Genomic DNA, 20,492 nt, shown 5'->3' on the forward strand with positions numbered 1-20,492 from the left:
GCACTTTATGGAATTTGTTGACCTGTAATGGCTTTACCTAACCAAATATTTAGCACATCGACACTTGGCGCCATCACTTGGCTTGCTAATGCATCGCGTAAATAGCGTTCCATTGGTCCCATTTTGTTATAGGCCTTGCCACCGCCAATACGCATACCAATTTGAGCAAGAATAATCGCGTTTTCGCTCGCGAGAATTCGGGCGGCTAATAATTTAGCCAATGCATCTGCATCACCTTCTGTGGCTGCACGAGCCGCATCTCGCGTAGCACATACAGCCGCATTCGTATTTGCATAGATTTTAGCTAAGTGAATTTGCACGGTTTCGATTTCGGCTAGTGCAGTGCCCGATGTGTATTTACGGTGTGTTGAATGTTTAATTGCCTCAGTAAGCACGGCTTTACAGACGCCGCTATAGACAGCAGCCAAACCACAAATAAAGGCGGGTGCAATGCCACCAAATACTTGTTCTGCGCCTGCGCCAACTTCGCCAATACGCCAGCTACGATCTAATGGCATATTGGTCATTCGCATAAAGCAAGAGACATTGCTACGCATACCTAAGCCATTCCAGCTATCGGCTTCAAAAGTTAAGCCTTGAGTACCAAGTGGAAGCACCCAGTTATCAATAGTTTCACCATTTTCGGAAGGCAAAAGTGCTAAATAATAAGAAGCATAATTGCCAGATGTCACCATAGATTTTAAGCCATTGAATACTGCATGTTCAGCATTAAATTGTGCGGTTGCATCGGTAATATAGAAGTGAGTACCCGTGCCTAATTCACTATAGGCGAGTGCGGCAAATGTTTGATTTTGAACAATGTCAGAAAAGATTTTTTGTTTGAGTTGATCGCTGCCGAATAGATTTAAACAATTCACTGCAACGTTACTCATCATGTAACAGAGACCAGCAGAAGCTGAACTTTCAGCTAATGCCATACAGACTTCAGCGTGTTCTTTTAGGGTTAATCCCATTCCGCCGTATTCTTTTGGAATTAAAAGTGAAAACCAACCAGCTTTACCTAATTCCTTAAATGCCTGAACAGGAAATTCTTTTTTTTGATCGAGTTCGTCGGCGTAAGGCTCAATAAACTGTTCCGCTAACTTTCTCACCTGAGTATAGATTTGCGACATAATATATCCTTATTGTGTGTTGAGAAAAACTTTCTACGAGGCGGATATTATTATGCTCAGTTTCTTTTTTCTAGTATTTAATTCAAAATAATTTCAGTAATGTGACGTGGATCAAGAAAAAATCTGGCAAGCATTTTCCCATGTAACTTTTTTAATCAATTCCGCAGGTTCATTTCTTAAGGTACAAAGAGCTTTGAAACTTTCCACAATACGTTCTGGTCGATTAGGTTGGCCTTGAAAACCAAATACAGGCATATCTGGACTGTCTGTTTCCAACACTAAGGCATCAAGCGGCAACTTCGCGATTGCTTGACGAGTTTTATTGGCGCGTTCATAAGTGATGGTGCCACCAACCCCGATTTTATAGCCTAAATCAACAAAGCGTTTTGCTTGATCGTAGCTTCCTGAAAAACCGTGTACCACGCCAAGTTTAGATAATGGAATACGTTTTAAAAAAGTAAAAATTTGATCATGGGTTTTTCGACTGTGAATGTTGACGGGTAAATTAAATTGCTTTGCCAAATAAAGTTGGCTTTCAAAAAAATGACATTGTTTTGCCCAAAGTTCATCGGTGAGCAAATCTGGAATTGCGCGTTCTAAACCAATTTCTGCCACCGCCGTGCAATTTGCATTACGATTTTTTAAGACTTGTTCTAATAGAATTAAATCATTTTCGGCGTGTTCTTGAATATAAAGAGGATGTAACCCAAGCCCATAGTACAAATTATCAGGAAAAAGTGCGGTCATATTTTGGATTGTTTTAAAATCAGCTTCTTTCACCGCCACAACCAGTATTTTTTGCACATCGGCTTGCTTTGCATTATCAACAAGCTGTGACAAAGGCTCCCCAGTAAATTGTTGGAGATAATCAAGATGTGTGTGAGTGTCGAAGAAAGGCATGAGCATTTTCCTTTAGGTCGATAAAAAATGGCGGAATTTATCCGCCATTCATAATTATTCTACTGAAACCGATGTAATCACTACATCTTCAGTTGGAACATCTTGATGAAAGCCTTTGTTGCCTGTTTTCACTTTTTTAATTTTATCCACAACATCCATACCTTCAACCACTTCACCAAATACCGCATAGCCCCATTCTTGAACGACTTCGCGGCCAAACATTTCTTTTGAACGATAATTTAAGAAATCATTATCTGCCACGTTAATGAAGAATTGTGCGGTCGCTGAATGTGGATCTGAAGTGCGAGCCATTGCAATGGTTCCACGTTTGTTACTTAAACGATTATTTGCTTCATTTTGGATTGGTGCTTTGGTTGCTTTTTCGCGCATACCGCTTTCCATACCGCCGCCTTGAATCATAAAGCCATCAATAACACGGTGAAAAATTGTGTTATTATAAAAACCGTCTTTGCAGTAATTTAAGAAGTTTTCTGCTGTAACTGGAGCTTTATCAAAATCCAATTTAATTTTAATGTCGCCAAAGTTTGTGTGTAACGTAACCATTTTGTTTTCCTTCTGAAAAATTAAGGGTCGTATTATTCCACAATCGAGGTAAAAGTGCTATAAAAGTGCGGTTTGTTTTTATTTCATTTTACGAGCTTAAAAATGCTAAAAATTTTCAATACCTTAACGAGAGAAAAAGAAATCTTTAAACCTATCCACGAAAATAAAGTGGGAATGTATGTTTGTGGCGTCACTGTTTATGATTTGTGCCATATCGGCCATGGACGCACTTTTGTGTGTTTTGATGTGATTGCTCGTTATTTACGTTCTTTGGGTTACGATTTAACTTATGTGCGTAATATTACGGACGTAGATGACAAAATTATTAAACGTGCGTTAGAAAACAAAGAAACCTGCGATCAACTTGTGGATCGTATGGTGCTGGAAATGTATAAAGATTTTGATGCACTTAATGTATTACGCCCTGATTTTGAACCTCGCGCAACCCATCATATTCCTGAAATCATTGAAATTGTGGAAAAATTAATTAAACGTGGACATGCTTATGTTGCGGATAATGGCGATGTGATGTTTGATGTAGAAAGCTTCAAAGAATACGGAAAATTATCTCGTCAAGATCTTGAGCAATTACAAGCTGGTGCACGTATTGAAATTAATGAAATCAAGAAAAATCCAATGGATTTCGTGCTTTGGAAAATGTCGAAAGAAAACGAACCAAGTTGGTCTTCCCCTTGGGGTGCAGGTCGTCCTGGTTGGCACATTGAATGTTCGGCGATGAACTGCAAACAACTTGGTGAACATTTTGATATTCACGGTGGTGGCTCTGATTTAATGTTCCCTCACCACGAAAATGAAATTGCACAATCTTGCTGTGCGCATGGCGGTCAATATGTGAATTATTGGATCCATTCTGGCATGATTATGGTGGATAAAGAAAAAATGTCGAAATCCCTCGGCAATTTCTTCACTATTCGTGATGTATTAAATCACTATAATGCAGAGGCTGTACGTTATTTCTTATTAACGGCACATTATCGTAGCCAGCTCAATTATAGCGAAGAAAACTTGAATTTAGCGCAAGGTGCGTTGGAACGTTTGTACACGGCTTTACGCGGAACAGATCAAAGTGCGGTTGCTTTTGGCGGAGAAAATTTTGTGGCAACTTTCCGTGAAGCAATGGATGATGATTTTAATACGCCAAATGCACTTTCTGTTTTATTTGAAATGGCGCGTGAAATTAATAAGTTAAAAACAGAAGATGTTGGGAAAGCTAATGGACTTGCTGCACGTTTGCGTGAATTGGGGGCGATTTTAGGATTACTTCAGCAAGAACCAGAAAAATTCTTACAAGCCGGTTCTAACGATGATGAAGTGGCGAAAATTGAGGCTCTGATTAAACAACGCAATGAAGCCCGCACTGCTAAAGATTGGGCAGCTGCAGATGCTGCGCGTAATGAGCTTACCGCTATGGGCATCGTATTAGAAGATGGTCCGAATGGAACAACTTGGCGTAAGCAATAATAAGTTTATTGCCTATCGAATCACATTTAGATTCAAAAACTGACCAATGAAGTAGGTTAGAGAAGCGATTGGGTATTTTTATTGAAATTGATAAATGGAAAAAAGAAAGGCGACTTTTAGTCGCCTTGCTGAGATTATTTATTTGAGTTTTCATCACATTTATTGATGTCACTACACTTACCGTAAAGGTATAAACTGTGAGCTTTTAATTTAATACCATATTGTTCGCTAATTTCGCGTTGGCGTTGTTCAATGATATTATCTGTGAATTCAAAGACTTTTCCGCAATCTTCGCAGATAATGTGATCGTGGTGCTCTACCGGAGCTAATTCAAATACTGATTTATTTCCTTCAAAATTATGACGGATTAAAATGTGTGCTTCGTCAAATTGATTAAGTACACGATAAACCGTTGCAAGCCCAATTTCACTACCTTGTTCAAGTAAAATCTTATATACATCTTCTGCAGAAAAATGCTCATTTTTGTGATTTTGCATTAAAGCAAGAATGGTTAAACGAGGTTCAGTAATTTTTAATCCAGCTTTTTTAAGTAATTTAATGTTTTCTTCAGACATAAAGTTCCCTTCCTTTTATGTGAAAAATTTTAAGCGAGCTCGGCTAAACACATTTCATCGTAAATTTGTTTACACCATTTTTCTACACGTTCTGCTGTGAGTTCAGGTTGGCGGTCTTCATCAATACACAACCCAATGAAAGTTCCATCTTCTAATAATGCTTTTGACGCTTCAAAAGTATAGCCTTCAGTTGGCCAGTTACCCACAATAATTGCGCCGCGCGGTTCTACGATGTCGCGCACGGTGCCGATAGCATCACAGAAATAATCAGCATAGTCTTCTTGATCGCCACAGCCGAAAATACCTACGAGTTTATCTGTAAAATCGATTTCTTCTAACGTTGGGAAAAAATCATCCCAGTCAGCTTGTGCTTCGCCGTAATACCAAGTCGGAATACCGAAAAGTAAGAAATCATATGCTTCAATATCTTCTTTGCTACTTTTTGCAATATCACGAATATCGATTAAGTCATTACCTAATTGTTTTTGGATCATTTTTGCGATGTTTTCGGTATTGCCTGTGTCACTGCCATAAAATAGACCAACAACTGCCATTTTTCTTTCCTTTTAAAATTTAACGTATTGATTATAAATAGGGGATATTCCCTAAATTGTGTGGGAGTATACTACAAAAGTATTCTCATTTAAATTAATTAATTCTTATTTACAAATCGCTCTATCGCACGTATAACAAATTCAGGTTTTTCAGCATGCACCCAATGTCCACAACCACTAATAGTAAAAGACGTCGCATGAGGAAATTGTTCTAAAATTTTGTCGCTATTCTCTATTTTTATATAAGAAGAATTTCCGCCTTTGATAAACAGCGTCGGCGTGAGTACATGCACTTTTTCCCAATCCATAATGGTAGCGTAATTGTTGAAAAGTGCGGTGAGATTAAACCGAAAATAATCAGGTGAACTGGGCTCAAAAGATTTCAGCATAAATTGCACGACATCCTGATCATCAATTTCCTTTTCTAATAGCGGTTTAGCTTTTTGACGAGTTTGAGGGGCAGCATTTTTTACAGAGAACAAGCCATTAAACACATCTTTATGTCCAAATCCTTCGTAAGGCAGGGGGGACATATCAATTACAATTAATTTCTCGACTAATTCTGGGCAAAGTGCGGTGATTTTCATGGCGGTTTTTCCCCCCATAGAATGACCAATTAATATCACTTTGGATAAATTTAAGTGGCGGATTACCGCGATAACATCTTCAGCCATAAGTGGATAATTCATTTTTTCCGAATGAAAACTATGGCCGTGATTGCGCAGATCTACGCGTAAAATATTGTAATTTTCGCTAAAAGCTCTAGCGATGATGCCAAGGTTGTTCATATCCCCGAATAAACCGTGAATAAAAACTAAAGTTGGAGAATTAATCGTTTGTTTTACTTGATGAAATTGATAATTGAGCAATGAATTTGCCATAATTTTTGCGTGAGAATTTGTAAAGAAGTCGCTATAATTAAAAAAATTCTAGCAAACAGAGAGAAAAAAATGAAGATCATTGAAGTTGATGAAGAATTATACCAATACATTGCGAGCCAAACCCGCTCTATTGGGGAAAGTGCTTCGGATATTTTACGCCGTTTGCTTAATTTACCGGCACATGCGAGTGTTTTTGCCGATGACTTAACATTTGCTCCGGCTGAAAATAACGAAAAAACAGAATCAAAAGTAGAAGTACAGACCGAGCCTGCTAAGTCAGAAAGTGTAAAACCGACGAAAAAACAGCCGATAACTGCAATTAATCAGATCGTAGAAAAAGTTCAAACGTTGTTGAACTCGACAGAATTTCAAGATGAAGGCAAAGCTGTTACGCGTTTCTTGGCTATTTTGCGCGTGCTTTATCGCACTAATCCTGAGAGTTTTGCGCAAGCCACAGAATCTTTACAAGGACGCACTCGAGTTTATTTTGCTCGAGATGAAGCAACATTGTTAATGACTGGCAATCATACAAAACCAAAACAAATTCCAGATACGCCTTATTGGGTTATCACTAACACAAACAGTGGCCGTAAAATGTTGATGTTGGAAGGCGCAATGCAATCAATGGATTTGCCTGAAAGTTTAATTGACGAAGTGCGGGCATATTTCACGGTAAATTAATGATGTATCCTTGGCAAGCCTTTGCTATCCAACCTAAGTTTTCTCATAAAATCGCCTTGCGCACTGCACAGGGCGATATTTTTAATTGGGCGCAAGTAGCAGAGAAAGTGAACCAAACTGTTTCTTTCTTACAAAATAAAAGTGTAAATCCTGAAAGTGCGGTTGCTTTTGTCGGAAAAAATACAGAAAACATTTTATTTTTATATCTTGCTACAATCCAACTTGGTGCAAAAATTCTAGGTATTAACCCTGCGTTTCCTCAAGAAAAAATTACAGAATTGTGTAATGTTCATCACATCGATTTTTGTTTTTATGATGAAGATTTGAGGGATTTTCCAATAGCTGATGCAGTTGTACAAAAAGCTGATGTCTTTCGCCCTGTAACAATGACGCTCACGTCTGGCTCAACAGGCTTGTCAAAAGCAGTGGTGCATAATGTTCAAGCGCATTTAGATAATGCAAAGGGCGTATGTGAATTGATGAAGTTTGATAGCGAATATTCTTGGCTACTTTCCTTGCCGTTATATCATGTTTCAGGTCAAGGTATTGTTTGGCGTTGGTTGAGTTGTGGCGCTGAATTGCATTTTCCGAAAAAGGATTTTTACGTTTCATTATTGGAGGCGACTCACGTTTCTCTTGTGCCAACGCAATTACAGCGTTTATTAGATTATTTACAGAAAAATCCGAGCATTTCATTTGCTACACGCCATATTTTACTAGGCGGTGCACATATTCCGACAGAACTTACTCAGAAAATGGTGAAATATGGTATCGAAACGTATTCTGGCTACGGCATGACGGAAATGGCGTCTACGGTTTTTGCCAAAAAATCTGATGAAAAACAAGGCGTAGGGCAACCGTTATTAGGTCGAGAATATCGTTTGGTGAATGATGAAATTTGGCTAAAAGGCGCTGGTTTGGCGATGGGATATTGGAAAGATCGACAAATTTTTCCATTAACGAATAGCGACGGCTGGCTTCAGACAAAAGATAAAGGCATTTTGCAAGAGGGCGAACTGGTTATTATTGGACGACTTGATAATATGTTTATTTCAGGCGGTGAAAATATTCAGCCAGAAGAAATAGAGCAAGTGATGCTGAAAAATGCTATGGTGAAACAAGTTTTTGTTTTACCCAAAGCCGATCATGAATTTGGCTATCGCCCAGTTGCGATTGTTGCTTTGAATGAACCCTTTAACCAAAGTGCGGTCGAAAAACTCACTGAATTTTTACAAGATAAATTGGCTCGCTTTAAACAGCCAATAGCTTATTATGAATTGCCAGTAGATTTATCTGCTGGTGCAATAAAAATATCACGTAAAGTGCTTGCCGATTGGTTAGCAAAACAAATAAACGAACAATAAAAAATACAGGTAACTTATGAAAACATCACGTTTTTTCACCGCACTTTTAGCTACAGCTTTAATTGGTTGGGCGACGGTGCATCCAACATTTGCTGCAAACAAAAGCAAAATATTATTACCTACGGAGCAAGAACTCACAGCATATTTAGCTGATGTGCAAAAAATGGCTGATGGTGATGTAAAAACAGCGCTTATTAATGAATTGCAAACCTCTTTAGATTTATTGCAACTCATTCAAACTCAACAAAAAAATAATGAAGATTTACATGATGTTTTAGCCCATGCTGATAGTGAAATTAAGAAAAATAATGCAGATTTATTGGCGTTTAAGAAGCAGTTAGAACAATCTAAATCAGTCGATTATCAAGCACAAAATTTAGCAGATTTACAGGCTACATTAAGCAAACTTAATGTTCAACAGCAGGAAACCCAAACAGCATTAAGTAAAGCGAATACTCAATTAGCGGGGCAAAGTTCTGTATCTGAGCGTGCACAAACCAGTCTTACTGAGAATTTGAAACGCACACAAGAAATTAATCAACAATTAGCTGATAGCAATCTTACAAAAACTTTACGTCAAAAAAATCAAATAGAATTACAGTTGATTGATTTAAAAAACGCTTACAATCAAGATTTATTGAAAAATAGCGATCAGCTCACATTGCTTTATCAAAGTCGTTATGATTTGTTGAATGCTCGTTTGCAACTGCTACAACAACAAATTGTGGCGATCCAAGAAGTGATTAATCAGAAAAACTTGGCGCAAACTCAAAACCAAGTCGAACAAGCTCAGCAACAGCAACAAAATAGTGCGAAAAATACTTATATTCAGAAAGAATTGGCGCGTAATGCTGAGTTGAGTCAATATTTGTTGCAACAAACTGAAAAGACGAACATCTTGACGCAAGATGATTTAAGAATGCGTAACGTATTTGATAGTCTAACTCAAACTCAACACACTATCGAAGAGCAAATTAGTGCACTACAAGGTACGTTGGTGCTTTCTCGTATTATTCAACAACAAAAACAAAAATTACCGACGAACTTAAATATTCAAGGTTTATCAAAACAAATTGCGGATTTGCGCGTACAAATTTTCGATATCACTCAAAAACGTAATGAACTTTACGATTTAGATGCCTATATTGCCAAAGTCGAATCAGATGAAGGTGAGAAATTTACTCACGCTGAAAAAACACAATTAGTTAATTTGCTAACTGAACGTCGTAAAATGGCTTCTGACTTAATTAAGTCATTGAATAATCAACTTAATTTAGCTATTTCTTTAGAGCTTACTCAGCAACAAATTACTCAAATTAGTGATCAAATTCAATCAAAATTGGAGCAACAAAGTTTCTGGGTTAAAAGCAATAATCCTATTAATTTAGATTGGTTTGCTCAATTGCCTCGAGCCTTTATGGCGCAAGTTGATGGTATTGTGAAAAAAATTGGTTTACCCACAAATTACAGTAACTTGCCTTACTTACTGATGTACTGCTTGGGCTTGTTTGTCGTGGGTGGCGCTATTTTTAAATTCAAAGATCGCATCAAACAACGACTGTCAAAAATTAACGGCGAAATTAACCGATTAAAATATGATAATCAGTGGAATACACCACAAGCTTTATTGCTTACTGCATTTTTAACGCTTTCAGGAACTTTATGGTTCTTAGCAGTTTGTCAAATGCTTGGCTTCTTCTTTATGAAAAATCCAACTGAGTTTTGGGATTGGTCGTTTAGTATGGCTGGCTATTGGTGGTTCTTCACGTTTTGGCTTTCTTTATTCCGCCCGAATGGGATTTTTGTCCGACACTTTGAATTTTCTCAACAAAGTGCGGTGCGTTTTCAAAGTGTAATTAAACGTATTGTTGTAGCGGTTGTTTTATTACTGAATACATCAGTATTTAGTAATGTGACTGATTATGGATTAGCAAATGATGTGATTGGACAGGTGAATACGATAGTTTCATTGTTGTTCTGCATTATTATCATCGCACCACGTTTCAAAAATGTGCTACGTTCTTACGAAGATGAGAAAAAAAGCCATAATCACATTATTGTCAAAATCGTTCAATTCGGTTTACAGATTATTCCTGTTGGCTTAGTCATATTAGTTGCGTTGGGATACTATTACACTGCGTTGAATTTAATACAGCATTTGATTAATTCTTATATTGCATGGTGTGTGTGGTGGTTAATTCGTCAAGTGATTTATCGTGGTATAACTGTATCTTCTCGTCGCTTGGCTCATCGCCGTTTAGAAGAAAAACGTAATCAGAAACGGGCAAGCATCAATGAAGGCTCAACATCCGATGAGCTTGTTCTTAATGAAAAAGAAGAAGGCTTAGCGCTGAATGAAGTGCGTAGCCAATTATTGCGTTTTGCGGATCTTTTCATTTGGACTGCTTTGTTTGGCATTTTCTACTATGTTTGGTCAGATCTTGTAACAGTGGCAAGTTATTTGCGTGAAGTGACCTTATGGCAGCAAACGACGACTACTGAAGCTGGCACAGTGATGGAAAGTATTACTTTATTTAATCTTCTCGTTGCCTTGGTTATTGTAGGGATTACTTATGTGTTAGTACGCAATATTTCAGGTATTTTAGAAGTACTAATTTTCTCACGGGTTAAACTTTCACAAGGCACGCCTTATACTATTACTACATTATTAACCTATGTTTTAGTTGCGGTTGGTGGTGCGTGGGCATTTGCTACATTAGGCATTTCGTGGTCTAAATTGCAATGGTTGTTTGCTGCCCTTTCAGTTGGTTTGGGCTTTGGTATGCAAGAAATCTTTGCAAACTTTGTGTCCGGGATTATTTTATTATTTGAACGCCCAATTCGAGTGGGCGATACCGTTACGATAAACGGTGTCACCGGTACAGTGGCAAAAATCCGTATTCGTGCAATTACAATGATTGATCCTGATAGAAAAGAAGTGATTGTGCCGAATAAATCGTTTGTCACAGGGCAAGTGACGAACTGGGCATTATCAAATACCATTACTCGTTTAGTCATCTCTGTGGGGGTTGCTTATAACTCCGATTTAGAATTAGTAAAACGTTTGTTGTTACAAGCTGCTCATGAATTGCCGAGCGTTTTAAAAGAGCCTGAGCCAAGAGCGTTGTTTTTAAATTTTGGTGCAAGCACTTTAGACCATGAGTTACGAGTTTATGTCGGACAGATTTCAGATCGTAATGATACGCTTGATTTATTAAATCGTCGTGTAAATCAATTGTTTAAAGAAAATAATATAGACATTGCTTTCAATCAATTGGATATCTTTATTAAAAATAAAGACACGGGTGAAGAGATTCCATTCATTAATATGGAAAAATTAACTAAAACTAATTAAAGAGAAGTAATATGGCGGGTAACACAATAGGACAACTTTTTCGTGTGACAACCTTTGGGGAGTCACATGGTATTGCATTAGGCTGTATCGTTGATGGGGTACCGCCAAATCTCGAATTATCTGAGAAAGATATTCAGCCAGATTTAGATCGTCGTAAACCAGGGACATCACGATATACCACGCCGCGTCGTGAGGATGATGAAGTTCAAATTTTATCTGGTGTGTTTGAAGGAAAAACGACAGGCACAAGTATTGGGATGATCATTAAAAATGCAGATCAGCGTTCTCAAGATTATGGTGACATTAAAGATCGTTTCCGCCCAGGTCATGCAGACTTTACCTATCAGCAAAAATATGGCATCCGTGATTACCGTGGTGGTGGGCGTTCGTCAGCGCGTGAAACAGCGATGCGGGTTGCTGCGGGAGCGATTGCGAAGAAATATTTACGTGAACATTTTGGTATTGAAGTCCGCGGTTTTTTAAGTCAAATCGGTCATGTGAAAATTGCACCGCAGACTATCGGAGACATAGATTGGGAAAAGGTAAACAGCAATCCATTCTTTTGTCCTGATGAAAGTGCGGTAGAAAAATTCGATGAATTGATCCGTGAACTTAAAAAAGAAGGGGATTCTATTGGTGCTAAACTTACGGTTATCGCTGAAAATGTGCCCGTAGGATTAGGCGAGCCAGTATTTGACCGTTTAGATGCGGATCTTGCCCATGCATTAATGGGCATTAATGCAGTAAAAGGCGTCGAAATTGGTGATGGTTTTGCTGTGGTTGAGCAACGTGGAAGTGAACATCGTGATGAAATGACCCCAGATGGATTTGCAAGCAATCATGCAGGTGGCATTTTAGGCGGAATTAGTTCTGCTCAACCGATTATCGCCACGATTGCGCTAAAACCGACTTCAAGTATTACAATTCCTGGTCGTTCAATCAATCTTAATGGTGAAGCCGTAGAGGTTGTAACAAAAGGTCGACACGATCCTTGTGTGGGTATTCGTGCTGTACCCATCGCAGAAGCCATGATGGCGATTGTCTTATTAGATCATCTATTACGTTTTAAGGCACAGTGTAAGTGATCTTAATGTAATATTTAAGGCTAGGTTGCTATCTCCTAGATAAGCTTTGATGTTACCCCTTTGAGCAATGCATGTTCCTCAAAGGGGAGTTATTTTTTATCGTGGGTATATTTATCGACGATGAAACTATTGATGATAATATTAGAATGAATAAAATTTTATTAAAAACAACTATAATTTTTACCGCACTTTTCTCTCTGAACGTTGTTGCGTCTCCTCTAGATTGGCAAAAAGTGAAACGTCCCATTCCAAGTGACGATGGGAAAGCAAAACCTATTGGTAGTTATACCAATGGGTGTATTATTGGGGCGAAAGCATTACCGCCAAAAGGGGAAGGTTACCAAGTGATTCGTATGAATCGCAATCGTTATTATGGCCACCCAAATATGATTCAGTATCTTGAACGTCTGGGACAACGCGCTAAAGCTGCTGGGTTGCCAACGATGTTAGTGGGAGATATTGCCATGCCGGGTGGGGGACGATTTTTAACTGGTCACGCTAGCCATCAGATGGGATTAGATGCGGATATTTGGTTAAGAATGGGCAAAATGTCAGACGCCGATGCGCTGAATTCTGATGGTAAAGCTTTATTAGTTGTAGATAGAAAGGCGCAACGAGTGGATGAACGCGTATGGAATAGCAATCATGCGATGTTAATCAAGTTAGCCGCGCAAGATCCAAGTGTGACACGTATTTTTGTTAATCCCGCGATTAAGGTAAAATTATGCCAAATCGCAGGCAATGATCGCGGTTGGCTACACAAAGTTCGTCCTTGGTATGGACACGACTCTCATTTTCATGTTCGTTTAACTTGCCCAGCAGATGCGCCTTATTGTGAAAATCAAGCCCCCGTTCCTGCTGGTGATGGTTGTGGAGACGAATTATATTCTTGGTTTGAACCACCAAAACCAGGCACTTCAGTGAGCAAACCTAAAGTTACACCACCAGAGCCGTTTTTGTGCCAACAAATTTTGAACTCACCGAATCGGAGTGAATGGTTAGAATAGAATTAAGGTAAATCAATATGGATATCGGAATTGATCTTTTAGCAATATTGTTTTGTGTTGGTTTTGTCGCATCATTTATCGATGCAATTGCTGGCGGTGGTGGATTAATCACCATTCCAGCGTTGCTCATGACAGGTATGCCACCTGCAATGGCGTTAGGTACCAATAAATTGCAAGCTATGGGGGGCGCATTATCAGCAAGCCTTTATTTTTTGCGAAAAAGAGCGGTTAATTTACGCGATATTTGGTTTATTTTGATTTGGGTTTTCTTAGGTTCTGCCCTAGGTACATTATTAATTCAATCAATTGATGTGGCGATTTTCAAAAAAATTCTGCCTTTTTTGATTTTAGCCATTGGTCTATATTTTTTATTTACCCCTAAATTAGGTGATGAAGATCGAAAACAGCGTTTAAGTTATCTGTTATTTGGTCTTTTAGTTAGCCCATTTTTAGGTTTTTATGATGGCTTCTTTGGGCCCGGGACTGGCTCAATCATGAGTTTAGCCTGTGTTACTTTGCTAGGATTTAATCTCCCGAAAGCGACGGCACATGCAAAAGTGATGAATTTCACTTCGAATCTTGCTTCTTTTGCGCTTTTCTTATTGGGGGGACAAATTCTTTGGAAAGTGGGATTCGTGATGATGGCTGGGAGTATTTTAGGCGCAAATTTAGGCGCCAAAATGGTGATGACGAAAGGTAAAACCTTGATTCGACCTATGGTTGTTATCATGTCTTTTATGATGACGGCTAAAATGGTTTACGATCAGGGCTGGTTTCATTTTTAGTTCGGAAAGCGAGTAAAAGTGCGGTTAAAATTAATTTCATTTTATTATGTCAGATAATCAACAAAATTTACGTTTAACGGCGAGAGTGGGCTATGAAGCGCACTTTTCATGGTCGTATTTAAAGCCTCAATATTGGGGAATTTGGCTCGGTATTTTCTTTTTATTGTTGTTAGCATTTGTGCCTTTTCGTCTGCGCGATAAATTTGCGGGAAAATTAGGTATTTGGATTGGGCATAAAGCAAAGAAACAGCGTACGCGCGCGCAAACTAACTTGCAATATTGTTTCCCTCATTGGACTGAACAACAACGTGAGCAAGTCATTGATAAAATGTTTGCGGTCGTCGCTCAAGTTATGTTTGGTATTGGTGAGATTGCCATCCGTTCAAAGAAACATTTGCAAAAACGCAGCGAATTTATTGGTCTTGAACATATTGAACAGGCAAAAGCTGAGGGTAAGAATATTATTCTTATGGTGCCACATGGCTGGGCGATTGATGCGTCTGGCATTATTTTGCATACTCAAGGCATGCCAATGACTTCTATGTATAATCCACACCGAAATCCATTGGTCGATTGGCTTTGGACGATTACACGCCAACGTTTCGGCGGAAAAATGCATGCTCGCCAAAATGGTATTAAACCTTTTTTAAATCATGTTCGTAAAGGCGAAATGGGTTATTACTTACCAGATGAAGATTTTGGTGCGGAGCAAAGCGTATTTGTTGATTTCTTTGGAACTTATAAAGCGACATTGCCGGGATTAAATAAAATTGCAAAGCTGTCTAAAGCCGTTGTTATTCCAATGTTTCCTCGTTATAACGCTGAGGCTGGCAAATATGAAATGGAAATTCATCCCGCAATGAACTTAAGTGATGATCCGGAGCAATCAGCCCGAGCAATGAATGAAGAAATAGAATCTTTTGTTATGCCAGCGCCAGAGCAATATGTTTGGATTTTGCAATTATTGCGTACAAGAAAGGATGGCGAAGATCTTTATGATTAAGAATAGGGTTTGAAAGCCATATTCTCGAAAACGGATATTCAACAAGGTAAATAAGAAATGGAAGAAAAAATTCGGCTGACGCAATACAGCCATGGTGCAGGTTGAGGCTGTAAAATTTCGCCTAAGGTGTTAGGGACAATTTTACATTCAGAACTGGAAAAATTTTATGATCCAAATTTGCTCGTCGGCAATGAAACCGCAGACGATGCGGCGGTGTATGATCTTGGTAATGGAACTGCAATTATCAGTACCACCGACTTTTTCATGCCGATTGTAGATGATCCTTTTGATTTTGGACGAATTGCCGCGACCAATGCCATCAGTGATATTTTTGCTATGGGCGGTAAGCCGATCATGGGAATCGCTATTTTAGGTTTTCCAACCAACGTATTACCTGCAGAAGTTGCACAAAAAATTGTTGATGGTGGTCGCTTTGCTTGCCATCAAGCGGGTATTGCTTTGGCGGGGGGACATTCCATTGATTCGCCTGAACCTATTTTTGGTTTAGCCGTGACAGGCGTGATTGACACTGAAAAAGTGAAACGTAATGCGTCTGCAAAATCAGGTTGTAAGCTTTATATGACGAAACCGCTTGGTATTGGTATTTTGACGACGGCGGAGAAAAAAGGAAAACTTAAGCCAGAACATCAAGGTTTAGCCACTGCTGCTATGTGCCAAATGAATTCTATTGGCAGTCAATTTTCCCAAGTGGATGGTGTCACCGCAATGACGGATGTCACAGGATTTGGTTTACTTGGTCATTTAATTGAAATCTGTGAAGGTTCAAATCTAAGTGCGGTAGTTTTTTCGGACAAAATTAAAACCTTGGACGGTGTAAAAGATTATATTGCTCAAGGTTGCGTACCCGGTGGAACAGGGCGTAATTTTGACAGTTATGGACATAAAGTTGGGGTATTGACAGAAGAACAAAAAGCGATTTTGTGCGATCCTCAAACATCAGGTGGTTTATTAGTGGCAGTTGAGCCTAATAGCGTTCAAACGGTAATTGAAATAGCCAAGGATGCGGGCATTGATTTATATGAAGTGGGGGAATTAAAACCTAAATCAGAACTCGATGTCGTCGTTGAAATAGCTTAATAAAAAAGCGTGGAAATTTTAAAATCCACGCTTTTTTTATTTTATAGAAGGATTATTTTCCGATAACTTCTAATCCGCCCATATATGGACGTAGCACTTCTGGCACGGTAATTGAACCATCTGCATTTTGATAGTTCTCAAGCACAGCTACTAAAGTACGACCAACAGCCAAGCCAGAACCATTTAAGGTATGCACTAAGCGCGTTTTCTTATCGCCTTTTGCTTTACAACGTGCTTGCATACGGCGAGCTTGGAAATCCCACATATTTGAGCAAGAAGAAATTTCGCGATAAGTATTTTGTGCAGGCACCCAAACTTCTAAGTCGTAAGTTTTGCAAGAACCAAAGCCCATATCGCCTGTACAAAGTAAAACTTTACGGTATGGTAAATTTAATAATTGCAATACTTTTTCCGCATGACCTGTTAATTCTTCAAGTGCTTCCATAGATTTATCTGGATCAACGATTTGTACCATTTCCACTTTATCAAATTGGTGCATACGAATTAAACCGCGTGTATCACGACCGTAAGAGCCTGCTTCAGAACGGAAACATGGCGTATGTGCGGTCATTTTTATTGGTAATTCTGCTTCATCAATAATTACATCACGCACTAAATTAGTAACAGGTACTTCTGCGGTTGGAATTAATGCATAAGGTTGTTCGCCTTCTAAGGCTAAAGTATGGAATAAATCTTCACCGAATTTTGGTAATTGACCTGTTCCATAAAGTGTTGCGTGATTCACTAAATAAGGCACATAGGTTTCTAAATAACCGTGTTGTTCAGTATGAAGATCTAACATGAATTGTGCCAATGCGCGGTGCATTTTGGCGATTTGACCTTTCATTACGGCAAAACGCGCACCAGCTAATTTAGCCCCTGCAGCAAAATCTAAGCCATTTGTTTCTTCACCCAACGTGACATGATCTTTCACTTCAAAATCAAATGTACGTGGTGTACCCCAACGTAAGATTTCTTTATTTTCGGTGTCATCTTTACCTAATGGCACTTCGTCTGCGGGTAGATTTGGAATACTTAATGTAATTTGATTGATTTCCGCAAGTACTGCATCTAATTGTGCTTTTGCTTCAGTCAATTGGTTGCCCATATCATCCACTTCGGCCAATAATGGTGCGATATCTTCACCACGGGCTTTAGCAGCGCCAATGGCTTTGGAACGAGTATTACGTTCAGCTTGTAAATTTTCGGTAGTGACTTGTAAGTTCTTGCGTTGTTCTTCTAATGAGGTGAGTTTTTCTGTATCAAGAATAAAGTTACGTTTTACTTTTAATTTTTCTGCGACTTCCGCTAAATTATTACGGAGTAAATTTGGATCGATCATGGTATTTCCTTACTTTTTTCGTTGAAATGAAAACGGTTTTATTCTATCGCACGTTGTTGAAATAAACCAGTTAAAAGCCTAGTGAAAAGCGAGATTCTGAAAATAAAGAAAAATACACCGCACTTTGTGCTAAAATTCGCGCTAATTTAATCAAATTTTTAGGTGGGTTATGAGAAAATTTATTCTTTCTTTTCTATTTATGATTATCGGTGCTGGGCTTGGTTTTGCTGGGGCGCATTTTCACCCGACAAAATGGCAGGTTAGCGCGCAATTTGAAGCGCCAAAAATGAGCGAACTGGGTAATTATTTTTCTCTTTTTTCTACATACAGTTTAGTTAGCGGTGATGCGGATGCAGTGGATGCTACAAAGATTGAACGCAAGGCGACCAATTCTGCCTATCATGAATTTACAAAAATTCTTAATTCACCCGCTCAATTAATCGCTTTTTTAAATCAATCTGATTTTGTGAAAGCGAGGGCTAAAGTTGAAAATCAAACGATTCAGCAGATTACATCACATTTTAAATTTTCCCAAGAAAATAATCTTGATCAATTAACCCTGTCTTCTTTTGATCGTGAAGAAGTGGATCAACTTTTTGTGGAATACATTCGTTATGTGAATAATCAAGCGCGCCAAACATTAAATAATGAATTGATTACAAAATGGAAATCTTTATTTGAACAAGTGAAAAATGCTGCAGACGCCAAAATTGATGTTTCTTGGGAAAATAAATTGAAAATGATGCAATCTGTTCAACCGTTAGATAATAATTTGGTGGCATTTCATTTTGTTCAACAGCCTAATCTTGTGATTGCAGAGAAATCTTATGTTATCTCAACGGGTATTGGTGCTGGCTTTGGAATTATTCTTAGTTTGTTAGCTATGCTGATTTTAGGTGCTGGAAGAAATAAAAAAGCAAAAGAATAAAGGGCTATTTGCAAGAAATAAATTTTTGTGATCGTTGTCAAATTTTTAAGATCGTCTTCTGTTTATTTGGGGCGAATGTAGTAAACTGAAATCAGTTAAAACCACTATAGGAGCAATGCTATGTTTCCCGAATACCGAGAATTAATCACCAAACTTAAAAGTAATGATGCTTATTTCGATCGTCTTTTTGAAAAGCATAACGAATTAGATCATGAAATTAAGAATATGCAGGAAAACATTCAGCTCGCCACTCATATGGAAATTGAGGTTTTGAAAAAAGAAAAATTACGGATTAAAGATGAGCTTTATGAATATCTCAAGAAAAAATCACAAGAATAGTAAAAAAACCGGCTGATGCCGGTTTTTTATTATCGAAATAAATTCTCCCTATAAATAAACCGCACTTAAAGTGCGGTTTATAATTAGGCTTTTTTGGTAAAAGCTAGATTACCATTGGTAACCAACACTTGCTGCAGCACCTGCATCTCCACGAGAGTTTGTATTCGCGGAGAATCTTACCCCAAATTTACCATTATCTGATAAGCGAGAGTAACCTACTGCAACTGCGCTTTCTCCTCTATACGTACCAGCGCCAGCTGAAAGCATAGATTTACCTGAAGAGGTGGCTTGATATAAGTTAGCTGAGGACATTGCGCCTGCAATACCCGCGCTGAGTCTTTTATCCATTTTATTCATATCATTATGAATATTATTGACCGCACCTCTTAATTGGTTCACATTCACTGCATCTGTGCCTTCGACGCCTGGAGCAACGTTAATAATTCTATTACCACCGTTATTCAAGCCGTTTTCAGTTACAGAAACAGTTTTGTTTGGATCCGCATTATTTATTTTAATACCATCATTATTGACAACGGTATTACCAGTAGTGACGGAACCGTCGTTACCAAGATCAATATCTTTGGCTAATTGCATTTCTAAAGTTGCGTTACCATCTGCTTTCACATTGATATTACCTTTAGCTGATTTGAATGTTTCTGATTTCACTTTAGAAACACCTTCGCCTTTGATCATAACTTTGCTATTAAGCTTATTGTTATTCACAACTTCATTATTGCCGGTAAATTTCAAGCCATCATCTGAACTATTAGCGTCTTTACCATCTTTACCATCTTTTACGGTAAATTTGGCAGTTTCCTTACCATCAGTAGTAAACGTGACGGTATGCGTACCATCTTTATTGTCTTTAGTACTTACAGTAGGTGTTAGACCGTCTTTACCATTTTGACCAGCAGCGCCAGTTTCACCTTTTTCACCTTTCGCACCATCTTTTACGGTAAATTCGCCAGTTTTCTTATCACCAGTAGTAATAGTGACGATGTGCGTACCATTTGGACCTTCTTTAGTGGTTACAGTAGGTGTTATGCCGTCTTTACCATTTTGACCTGCAGCACCTGTTTCACCTTTAGCACCTTGAGGACCTTGTTCACCTTTTGGTCCTTGCGGTCCTACAGCTCCGTCTTCACCTTTAGGTCCTTTGATGTTGCCTTCTTTGCCCCATGTGTTGTTATTCTTAACGAAGACGTCACCGGTTTCAGTATTGACGTATTTATCGCCGTCTTTACCTTCGGTTGTTGGATCTACTTTGCCGTTCAAGACATCTTTACCGTCGCGGCCATCACGTCCTTGAGGTCCTTGCGCTCCATCCGCACCTTTAGGTCCTTTGATGTTGCCTTCTTTGCCCCATGTGTTGTTATTCTTAACGAAGACGTCACCGGTTTCAGTATTGACGTA

At 38.6% G+C, this 20,492-nt stretch carries 19 protein-coding genes; 11 read left to right on the forward strand and 8 right to left on the reverse strand.

Features of this window, described 5'->3' with window-relative positions; all coding sequences use genetic code 11:
• Positions 1-5: 5 nt before the first annotated feature.
• The 3 genes from FE813_RS06170 to FE813_RS06180 all read right to left on the reverse strand — a co-directional run bounded on the left by FE813_RS06170 (position 6) and on the right by FE813_RS06180 (position 2,597).
• Entirely contained in the window at positions 6-1,133 is a 1,128-nt protein-coding gene (locus FE813_RS06170) for an acyl-CoA dehydrogenase family protein (protein WP_139989886.1), read from the reverse strand.
• A gap of 111 nt (positions 1,134-1,244) precedes the next feature.
• Positions 1,245-2,033 carry a TatD family hydrolase gene (locus FE813_RS06175; RefSeq protein WP_032803514.1) on the reverse strand — a complete coding sequence of 263 codons (789 nt, stop codon included), beginning with the start codon at positions 2,031-2,033 and terminating at the stop codon, positions 1,245-1,247.
• A 54-nt stretch (positions 2,034-2,087) separates the two neighbouring features.
• The gene (locus FE813_RS06180; protein ID WP_005634038.1) at positions 2,088-2,597 is read right to left on the reverse strand and encodes a peptidylprolyl isomerase; all 510 of its coding nucleotides are present in this window, start codon (positions 2,595-2,597) and stop codon (positions 2,088-2,090) included.
• 102 nt (positions 2,598-2,699) lie between these two features.
• Between FE813_RS06180 and cysS the strand changes: the two genes are divergently transcribed.
• Complete coding sequence (cysS, locus tag FE813_RS06185) at positions 2,700-4,079, forward strand: cysteine--tRNA ligase (RefSeq protein WP_139989887.1); 1,380 nt, start codon at positions 2,700-2,702, stop codon at positions 4,077-4,079.
• 134 nt (positions 4,080-4,213) lie between these two features.
• Here cysS and fur read toward each other — a convergent pair whose 3' ends face one another.
• From fur to FE813_RS06200, 3 genes are all read right to left on the reverse strand, one after another.
• A complete protein-coding gene (fur, locus tag FE813_RS06190; protein WP_048954146.1) occupies positions 4,214-4,654 on the reverse strand; it encodes a ferric iron uptake transcriptional regulator in 441 nt (146 codons plus the stop codon).
• Positions 4,655-4,683: 29 nt separating this feature from the next.
• Positions 4,684-5,208, reverse strand: a complete 525-nt coding sequence (gene fldA / locus FE813_RS06195) for a flavodoxin FldA (RefSeq protein ID WP_005629135.1) — start codon at positions 5,206-5,208, stop codon at positions 4,684-4,686.
• A gap of 98 nt (positions 5,209-5,306) precedes the next feature.
• A complete protein-coding gene (locus tag FE813_RS06200) occupies positions 5,307-6,089 on the reverse strand; it encodes an alpha/beta fold hydrolase (RefSeq protein ID WP_139989888.1) in 783 nt (260 codons plus the stop codon).
• A 69-nt stretch (positions 6,090-6,158) separates the two neighbouring features.
• Here FE813_RS06200 and seqA point away from each other — a divergent pair, with 69 nt between their 5' ends.
• The 8 genes from seqA (at position 6,159) to selD (ending at position 16,467) form a co-directional block, all read left to right on the forward strand.
• Positions 6,159-6,770, forward strand: a complete 612-nt coding sequence (gene seqA, locus FE813_RS06205; protein ID WP_139989889.1) for a replication initiation negative regulator SeqA — start codon at positions 6,159-6,161, stop codon at positions 6,768-6,770.
• A 2-nt stretch (positions 6,771-6,772) separates the two neighbouring features.
• A complete protein-coding gene (gene menE, locus FE813_RS06210) occupies positions 6,773-8,134 on the forward strand; it encodes an o-succinylbenzoate--CoA ligase (protein ID WP_139989909.1) in 1,362 nt (453 codons plus the stop codon).
• 16 nt (positions 8,135-8,150) lie between these two features.
• Positions 8,151-11,489: a mechanosensitive channel MscK gene (gene mscK / locus FE813_RS06215; protein WP_139989890.1), complete on the forward strand. Its 3,339-nt coding sequence runs from the start codon at positions 8,151-8,153 to the stop codon at positions 11,487-11,489.
• A gap of 11 nt (positions 11,490-11,500) precedes the next feature.
• Entirely contained in the window at positions 11,501-12,574 is a 1,074-nt protein-coding gene (gene aroC, locus FE813_RS06220; RefSeq protein WP_139989891.1) for a chorismate synthase, read from the forward strand.
• 146 nt (positions 12,575-12,720) lie between these two features.
• On the forward strand, positions 12,721-13,581 hold the full coding sequence (gene mepA, locus FE813_RS06225) for a penicillin-insensitive murein endopeptidase (protein ID WP_139989910.1): 861 nt from the start codon (positions 12,721-12,723) through the stop codon (positions 13,579-13,581).
• Between the two features lie 17 nt (positions 13,582-13,598).
• Complete coding sequence (locus FE813_RS06230) at positions 13,599-14,366, forward strand: TSUP family transporter (RefSeq protein ID WP_005646646.1); 768 nt, start codon at positions 13,599-13,601, stop codon at positions 14,364-14,366.
• 46 nt (positions 14,367-14,412) lie between these two features.
• Positions 14,413-15,369, forward strand: coding sequence for a lauroyl-Kdo(2)-lipid IV(A) myristoyltransferase (lpxM, locus tag FE813_RS06235; RefSeq protein WP_139989892.1), 957 nt, complete (start codon positions 14,413-14,415; stop codon positions 15,367-15,369).
• Between the two features lie 57 nt (positions 15,370-15,426).
• On the forward strand, positions 15,427-16,467 hold the full coding sequence (selD, locus tag FE813_RS06240) for a selenide, water dikinase SelD (RefSeq protein ID WP_139989893.1): 1,041 nt from the start codon (positions 15,427-15,429) through the stop codon (positions 16,465-16,467).
• Between the two features lie 52 nt (positions 16,468-16,519).
• On the opposite strand, the gene serS is transcribed toward selD, so the two are convergent.
• Positions 16,520-17,809: a serine--tRNA ligase gene (serS, locus tag FE813_RS06245; protein ID WP_139989894.1), complete on the reverse strand. Its 1,290-nt coding sequence runs from the start codon at positions 17,807-17,809 to the stop codon at positions 16,520-16,522.
• Between the two features lie 169 nt (positions 17,810-17,978).
• Here serS and FE813_RS06250 point away from each other — a divergent pair, with 169 nt between their 5' ends.
• Both FE813_RS06250 and FE813_RS06255 read left to right on the forward strand, forming a co-directional pair.
• Positions 17,979-18,737, forward strand: a complete 759-nt coding sequence (locus FE813_RS06250) for a hypothetical protein (protein ID WP_139989895.1) — start codon at positions 17,979-17,981, stop codon at positions 18,735-18,737.
• Between the two features lie 120 nt (positions 18,738-18,857).
• Positions 18,858-19,076, forward strand: coding sequence for an HP1242/YdcH family protein (locus FE813_RS06255; protein WP_139989896.1), 219 nt, complete (start codon positions 18,858-18,860; stop codon positions 19,074-19,076).
• Between the two features lie 108 nt (positions 19,077-19,184).
• Here FE813_RS06255 and FE813_RS06260 read toward each other — a convergent pair.
• A partial coding sequence (locus FE813_RS06260; protein ID WP_180978694.1) for a YadA family autotransporter adhesin occupies positions 19,185-20,492 on the reverse strand: 1,308 nt, incomplete at its 5' end.

Origin of the sequence: Haemophilus seminalis, assembly GCF_006384255.1 — a bacterium.
Taxonomy (GTDB): Bacteria; Pseudomonadota; Gammaproteobacteria; order Enterobacterales; family Pasteurellaceae; genus Haemophilus; species Haemophilus seminalis.